The sequence below is a fragment of the Streptomyces triticisoli genome, assembly GCF_003270085.1.
Lineage (GTDB): Bacteria > Actinomycetota > Actinomycetes > Streptomycetales > Streptomycetaceae > Streptomyces > Streptomyces triticisoli.
This window is the reverse complement of the sequence record NZ_QFDQ01000029.1, coordinates 120,621-128,032: the sequence shown is the minus strand read 5'-3', so window position 1 is coordinate 128,032 and position 7,412 is coordinate 120,621. Positions and strand designations below refer to the sequence as shown.

Below are 7,412 nucleotides of genomic sequence, written 5' to 3'. Positions count from 1 at the left end.
GGCCGAGCCGTCTGATCCGCCGCCACGGAGCGTGACGTCACGTCAGCAAGCCGAACCAGCGCACCGCTCAACTTCGAAGACCCACAAAACCTCCATACTCGACTATCCACTTTTAGACTCCCGGCGATTTCCGTAAGACCTGGTTCCGATTTGCTGTCTGACCTGGAACCTAACCTCCATCGCGCAAGATCAGAAATCCCGTTGCCATGACTTCGTTTCGGCCAAGCAGCATCCACGGAATCTACGAGTAGCTGCTTTCCCCCTGGCTAGCAATACTGTCAGTACCGTTGCATCTGACGGTGGTGCGTTTTACGGTTCCAAGAGTTCGCTGAAGGGGAGGGGGTGAGCTACATGCAGAAGATCGAAATCCGCCCGGTGACCACCGGGAGCAACAAGGTCCTGCACGACCCGACTCGCTGAGCGAGTGAAGATGTAGCGATGAGCGGCGCTCGGAATACGCCTCGTACGGTGCCGCTCATCGTCGGAACTGAATTCACGAGGGGAATAATGGAGCTGCGTTGACCTCGATCCCTGATTGCCTATTGGCATGACGGAGGACTCGCAATTCAAAACTACTTGACGCGGAAGCCGGAGGGGGTGGAGAGCATACCCGCCACCCGAGTCAACGGAGCCGCAGTTGAGGTCCTCAGCCTCTTCGACGACTGGATGGAGCCCGAGAGCGCCGCACATCTGCTGGACGGCTACGCCCGTGAAGAAGTGCTTGCCGCTGTGAAGGAACTGCACGTGAACGGGCTGCTACAGACTCGCGAGCAGGCCGAACGCGATGAGGCACTGGATCAGCATTGGAAAAACTGGGGGCCAGAGGCGCGACTCTTTCTTTTCGGAACAAAGGATGTCACTTATCTCGCGGAAGAGGTGTCCGACGTCAGCCGTCGCGAGGCTGAAAAGAATAGGATACTGGAGTCGGGTCCGCGCCCTGAGATATTCTCCCGTCACCCGGACGCGCCTGTGCTCCGCCTTCCCCAAGCCTATCTGCCCTTGCGCCGGGAGTACGAAGAAACAATTACCTCGCGTCGCACCCACCGAGAATTCCTTCCGGACCCGGTCCCGCTCCGCACCTTCTCCACAGTGCTGCATTTCACCTTCGGCCCGATGTTCTTTGCGGACGGTGAGGGTTTCGGGACGCTGATGATGCGGACAAGTCCATGCGCCGGCTCCCGACATGAGAACGAGTGTTATGTGGCTGTCCTCAACGTCGAAGGAATCCAGCCTGGCCTCTATCACTACTCGCCGGCCGACCACTCATTGGTTGCCTTGCGTGAGGAGATCACTCGTGAGTCCGTCCAGAGGCTTGCCTTCGGCCAGCGCATGGTCGGCACTGCGGGGTTTGTGTGCTTCCTGACCGCGAAGATAGAACGCTCGTCGTACAAGTATCGCCAAGGACGCATTCTTCGAGCCATCTTCCTTAATGCGGGGCATCTCGGGCAGACCTTCCTGCTGACTGCGACGGCCGCTGGGCTCGGACCGTTTCAGACTGACGCCTTCAGGGACAGCGAGATCGAAGAGTTCTTGGGTATCGACGGGATCTCGGAGACTGTCCTCTACATAGTGGGCGCCGGGATTCCAGCGGGCCGAACGGACGGTCTGCCCCCACAGATTCCAATCGCATCAAAACCTACTCCTCAAAAGGAGCGTCGGTGACCAAGCGTGACGTCCTCTCCTCCTGTGTCGCTCTGCCCCACCGAGAGTTCTTCGAGCGCTTCTTTGGCTCAGTCCCGTTGTACACGAAGGCCAGTTCCTTGGGTCCGCGCGCCGAGGTGCCGATGACCCCGCGGGAAGTGGAGGAAGCACTGGCCGCCTCCGGGTTACGAACCCGTTCACTGCGAGTCGTGCGCAACGATGACTACTTACCCGAGGCCAGCTACGGCCGGCCGGCGCCCGGCGATACACCAGGTTCACCGCCCTACGTCGATCCTGACAAGGTCCGTCAAGCCGTCCAGGCCGGGTATTCCCTCATTCTGCGCTCAGTACATCGTTACTCACCGCAGGCAGGATCCTTTGCCCGACGGCTTGCGGCACAACTCGGCCATCCAGTGACCATGAACGTTTTCGTCACGCCCCCAGGCAGCCAAGCGGTGAACACCCACTTCGACTACGACGACGTGTTCGTCTTCCAGATGTCGGGTGAGAAGAGCTGGAAGGTCTGGGACCCCCCGATTGTCAGTCCGCTCCCGCATCAGGCATGGACCAAGTTCCCCGATCAGCAGCGTGCGGAGATCCTTGATTCTCTCGATGAACCTCGAGAGCTAACCCTTCGCCCGGGGGATGTGCTGTACCTGCCACGAGGATTCCTGCACGGCGCTGAAGCCGTCGATCACACCTCTGTTCACTTGACTGCGGCTATGGCTCCAATCACGAAAGCCGATATGCTGCATCAGTTGGTCGAAGTCCTGTCGACGGAAGATACATGGCTTCGGGAAGCCGTACAGACTGGCGCATTCACAGGTAACGATGCCCGCGCATTTTTCGCCGATTTGGCCCAGCGTGCATCACTCGACGCGTCAGCGCTCACCGCCAGATGGAAGTTGCGGCAGCACGCTTGGGAAGACCTTCCGCCGGAACCGCTACCCGTCCTGTCGCAGACCCTCCAGGCAACGGATGGCCGGGCCAAAGATGGCACGTACCAGTTACGGGAGGGTCTAGTATTTGATCTCGTGACCAAAGGAAACGACGTCTGCCTGCGCACGTCTGAAGCTGAGATCAACATCCCTGATGTGTTCTCCGCCATGCTTGCCCGAGCGCTGAGTGGTGAGTTGTTCACCATGACGGATCTCATCTCGATTGACCCCCAGACAGAAACTGGAAATGCAGAGGCGCTGGTACAAGCGCTGATGGAGTGCGGCGTGCTGGTCCCGGCACAGTGATGGGACCCGCAGGTCGGTTGGTCAGGCTGCTGCCGCCTCCCGGCCAAGCACGTACCTTCTCCTACGCAGTACTCATCGACAGTCTGGGAACCGGGCTGTACGTCGTGCTGGCGCCACTGTTCCTCACTACGCAGGCCGGTCTCTCAGCCGGAGACGTAGGCATTGGGCTCGGAGTGGCAGGGGTCGTCGGCTTGCTGGCCGCGGTCCCAGTGGGAAGGCTGGCAGACAACCGGGGGCCGCGAAGAACACTCCTGTACATGTACGGAATTCAGGCTGCCAGTGCCGGCGCCGTTCCGTTCGTAGGGAATCTTGCAACCTTCATCCTCGTGGCTTGTGTTAGCGCGCTGTCTGCTCAGGGTGCGCGTACGGCACAGGGCGTGTTGATCGCCACCATTGGAGGTCAACAACGAGTTCGCTACAGGTCGCAGCTCACGGCACTGTCAAACGCAGCCGTCGCCATTGGCTCAGCACTAGCGGGTCTGGTGATGAACGCGAACAGTCGATTCGTGATCGTGATGGCCCTCCTGGCGAATGCAATTAGCTTCGCCGCCGCAGCTGGCATCCAGCTGTTCGCTGCCCTAAGCGCAACCGACCATGGACCAACTGCTACCAAGGCTGGGTTGGCAAGCGCTCCTCGTTCGGTTCTTCGAGATTTCCCGTACGTCGCGCTCACCGTGATCCATGGTGTGTTGTCAATCAGCCTGCAGGTGATCTCCCTCGGCCTTCCACTGTGGATCTACAAGACAGGAATCGGGCCTGCCTGGTTGGCATCCGTCATCCTCACAATGAACACACTGGCCATCGTTCTATTCCAGGTTCGTATTTCACGAACGGCTTCATCCCTAACCGCTGCAGGCCGCCTACTGCGGAACGCCGGATTGTTGTTCCTGCTGGGGTGTTCTCTACCAGCCATCACCTCTCACGGACAGGCCGCTGTTGCCATGCTGCTTGTCACGGCCATGGTCGTCACTGTAGGTGAAATGCTTGCCACAGCAGGGGGTTTCGAGGTGTCTATGACCCTCGCCCCGGACGACCGTCGTGGTCAGTACCAAGGTTTCTTCAACCTGGGGTTCGGTAGCTCAAAGGCTATCGGGCCCGTTCTAGTGACATTCCTTTGCATCGATCACGGTCCGGCCGGGTGGGTGCTTCTCGGCGCCATACTCTGCATCCCCGCGCTCGCTGCCCCGGCAGTTGTCCACCTGGCAGTAGAGCGAGGAGGGGCAGGGCCAGCCGCCACTACTCCTGCCACGTAGCAGGACCCACCGACAGTGCCAGGGTCGAGCACTCGTGGGTTCGGGTCGGAGCTGCGGGCTGTATCCGCCCCTGCTGCCATCGGGCCATAAGGGCAGGCCCCCACGGACACAATTCCCGGCATGGGAGACGTGACTTTGGGTATCTGACGGTTGTGGCAGGTGCTGACGTGACGGCTGATCCGTCAGCCCTGGGTGGGTAAGGCGTTCGAGCGTCCTCTGTTGAGGCACACGTGCCCTGAGCGTCCCTCGACGCGTTAGAAGACCGACACGATCCCACTCCATCGTGTCGGCGGTTCCATTTCCACACTGGCGTCGGCCGGGATGCACCGCTAGGCGGGCGGGCCTCCTGTGCTGTCATGACATCGATAAAGCGCGGGGCTCCGCCCGCCAGCCTTCGCTCGTCGGGTTGTGGACCAGGACGGGGCCTGGCCCCGAACACGGCGCTGAGCTGCGGCTTTCGCCCCGCCTTTGGTCCACGCCTGGTCCACACGCATTGATCCACAACGAGACAGAGCCCGATCAAGGTGAGACGGACCCCATACAGAAGGGGCGCCGCTCACTGAGCGACACCCCTTCTGACCAGCACGTCTCTGACCTGCGGAGGCGGTGGGATTCGAACCCACGGAGACGCTTTCACGTCCCTACGGTTTTCAAGACCGTTCCCTTAGGCCGCTCGGGCACACCTCCCCGCGCCGCCTGTGATCGGCGACGCGGGACAAGACTAACGGGTCCGCACGCGCGCGTGTGGGTCAGCCGCTGTCGCCGACGCGGGCGTCGAGGGTGAGGTCCACCGTGTGCTCCTTGTCGGCGCGCTCGTAGGTGAGGGTGACCTTGTCGCCGGGCTTGTGGGTCCAGATCTCGCCGATGAGGGTGGGGCCGGAGTCGATGACCCTGTCGTCGAGCCTGGTGATGACGTCGCCGGGCTTGAGGCCGGCCTTGTCGGCGGGGCCGCCCGGTTCGACCGGGGCGGAGCCGCCGGCGCCCTGCTCGGTGATCTTGGCGCCGTCCGTGGTGCCCTCCAGGGAGACCGACGCACCGATCTTGGCGTAGACCGGCTTGCCGGTCTTGATCAGCTGCTGGGCGACGTACTTGGCCTGGTTGATCGGGATGGCGAAACCCAGGCCGATCGATCCGGACTGGCCGGAGCTGCCGAAGCCGCCGTTGCCCGTGGACTGGATCGCGGAGTTGATGCCGATGACCGCGCCGCGCGCGTCGAGGAGCGGGCCACCGGAGTTGCCCGGGTTGATGGAGGCGTCCGTCTGCAGGGCGCTCATGTAGGACGCCCTGCTGTCGGAGCCGCCGTCACTGGAGGCCACAGGGCGGTTCTTGGCGCTGATGATGCCGGTCGTCACCGTGTTCGACAGGCCGAAGGGCGCGCCGATGGCGATCGTCTCGTCGCCGACGGCCACCTTGTCGGAGTCGCCGAGGGGAAGCGGCTTGAGGTCGGAGGGGGCGTCCTTGAGTTTGATGACCGCGACGTCGTAGCCCTGGGCGTTGCCGACGATCTCGGCTTCGTACCTCTTGCCGTCGGGGAAGGTCGCGGAGAGCCTGCCGCCGTTCGCGGCGTCGGCCACCACGTGGTTGTTGGTGACGATGTGGCCCTGGACGTCGAAGACGAAGCCGGTGCCGGTGCCGCCCTGGCCGCCGCTTCCCTCGGCCTCGATGGTGACCGTGCTCGGCAGCGCCTTGGCGGCCACGCCCGCGATCGAGTTCGGGTCGCGCTTGATCTGCGAGGCGCCGGTGTCGGAGGCGGAGACCGTGGTGGAGGTGGTGTCGCCGTTCCTGGCCAGGGTGTAGCCGATGCCGCCGCCCAGGCCGCCCGCGACCAGGGCCGCCGCCAGGACCGCGGCGACCAGGCCGCCGCGCCGGCCGGCCGGCTTGGGCGTGGGCTGCGGGTGCTGGTACGGGGAGCCCCAGCCGGAGCCTCCTCCCGCGCCGCCGTCGCCGTACGAGGACGGGGGCGGCCAGGAGCCGTCGACGGGCGAGCCCGTACTGCCCTGCGGTCCGGGGGCGCCGGCTTCGCCGTGCGCTCCCGGCACATGCGGGGGCGTGCCGGGGGGTGGGGGTGTGGCGCCGCTCCGGGCGGCCGGGTGCGGGGAAGCTGCGGGAGATTCCACCGGCACGGGAGGTGCGGACGGGGCCGGGGGTACCGCGTTGCCCTCGTTCTCGGTGCTCACAGCTCTTCTCCTCGATCCACGGCTGTTGTTGTCGGTCGCACTCGGTCACGCTCGTCATGCCTGCCGGCGACCCGGCCTGCTCCAGCTGTGCATGTGCATGTGTATGTATTCAGCTTTTCCCATGGGCCGTCAGAGCACCATAAGCGGTTGCTGTGGGTCCGAGCCCTTTCCTTATATAGGTCATTTCACATGAAACGGATATGTTGTCGACGACCTCCCACCGCCCCGCCTACCCCGCCGCGGTGGCACCATGACGCGGTGACCCACGCACGGCAGCACCACATCCAAGTCGTCGCCCACCGCGGTGCCTCCGAGGCCGCCCCCGAGCACACGCTGGCCGCCTACCGGAAGGCGATCGAGGACGGCGCGGACGCCCTCGAGTGCGACGTACGCCTGACCGCGGACGGCCATCTCGTCTGCGTGCACGACCGTCGCGTCAACCGTACGTCCAACGGCCGCGGAGCGGTGTCGGCCCTGGAGCTGGCCGACCTCGCCGCGCTGGACTTCGGCTCCGGGCGGACACGCGCCTTCTGGCGGGGCCGGGACGAGGAGCCGGACTGGGAGGTGCGCCCGGAGGACCCCGAGGACACCTCGGTCCTCACCCTGGAGCGGCTGCTCGAACTCGTCGCCGACGCCGGGCGGCGGGTGGAGCTGGCCATAGAGACCAAGCACCCCACACGGTGGGCGGGGCAGGTCGAGGAGCGGCTGCTGACGCTCCTGAAGCGGTTCGGCCTGGACGCCCCGGCGTCGGCCGAGGAGTCGCCGGTGCGTGTGATGAGTTTCTCGGCGCGCTCGCTGCACCGGGTGCGGGCGGCCTCGCCGGCACTGCCCACGGTCTATCTGATGCAGTTCGCCTCGCCCCGGCTGCGCGACGGGCGGCTGCCCGCAGGGGTCAGGATCGCGGGGCCCTCGATCCGGATCGTGCGCAACCATCCGGCGTATGTCGAGCGGCTCAAGCAGGCGGGGTACCACGTGCACGTGTGGACGGTGAACGACTCCGAGGACGTCGACCTCTGCGCCGGCCTGGGCGTCGACGCCATCATCACCAACCGCCCACGCGCGGTCCTGCACCGACTCGGCCGCTGACCGGCCGCGGG

Annotated in this window: 5 protein-coding genes and 1 tRNA gene; 4 read left to right on the top strand and 2 right to left on the bottom strand. The window is 64.4% G+C overall.

Going from position 1 to position 7,412, the window contains the following annotated elements; genetic code table 11:
* The first annotated feature begins 597 nt into the window (after window positions 1–597).
* From DEP02_RS06620 to DEP02_RS06610, 3 genes are read left to right on the top strand one after another with little or no spacing between them, the layout of a single operon-like run.
* A complete protein-coding gene (locus DEP02_RS06620) occupies window positions 598–1,662 on the top strand; it encodes a SagB/ThcOx family dehydrogenase (protein ID WP_112466398.1) in 1,065 nt (354 codons plus the stop codon).
* On the top strand, window positions 1,659–2,885 hold the full coding sequence (locus tag DEP02_RS06615) for a JmjC domain-containing protein (protein ID WP_112466397.1): 1,227 nt from the start codon (window positions 1,659–1,661) through the stop codon (window positions 2,883–2,885). The genes DEP02_RS06620 and DEP02_RS06615 overlap by 4 nt, the downstream gene beginning before the upstream one ends.
* The gene (locus tag DEP02_RS06610; RefSeq protein ID WP_232838984.1) at window positions 2,885–4,138 is read left to right on the top strand and encodes an MFS transporter; all 1,254 of its coding nucleotides are present in this window, start codon (window positions 2,885–2,887) and stop codon (window positions 4,136–4,138) included. Before DEP02_RS06615 ends, DEP02_RS06610 begins: the two co-directional genes overlap by 1 nt.
* Before the next feature lie 598 nt (window positions 4,139–4,736).
* On the opposite strand, the gene DEP02_RS06605 is transcribed toward DEP02_RS06610, so the two are convergent.
* Both DEP02_RS06605 and DEP02_RS06600 read right to left on the bottom strand, forming a co-directional pair.
* Window positions 4,737–4,825 (bottom strand) — tRNA-Ser (locus tag DEP02_RS06605).
* A 62-nt stretch (window positions 4,826–4,887) separates the two neighbouring features.
* Window positions 4,888–6,315, bottom strand: a complete 1,428-nt coding sequence (locus tag DEP02_RS06600; RefSeq protein ID WP_112466395.1) for a S1C family serine protease — start codon at window positions 6,313–6,315, stop codon at window positions 4,888–4,890.
* Window positions 6,316–6,573: 258 nt separating this feature from the next.
* Here DEP02_RS06600 and DEP02_RS06595 point away from each other — a divergent pair, with 258 nt between their 5' ends.
* On the top strand, window positions 6,574–7,401 hold the full coding sequence (locus DEP02_RS06595) for a glycerophosphodiester phosphodiesterase (protein ID WP_112466394.1): 828 nt from the start codon (window positions 6,574–6,576) through the stop codon (window positions 7,399–7,401).
* The last annotated feature ends 11 nt before the right edge of the window (window positions 7,402–7,412 follow it).

Bases quoted from the DNA above. Each gene is read 5' to 3' on its own strand.
- DEP02_RS06610 (WP_232838984.1), top strand. From the start codon at position 2,885: ATGGGACCCGCAGGTCGGTTGGTCAGGCTGCTGCCGCCTCCCGGCCAA.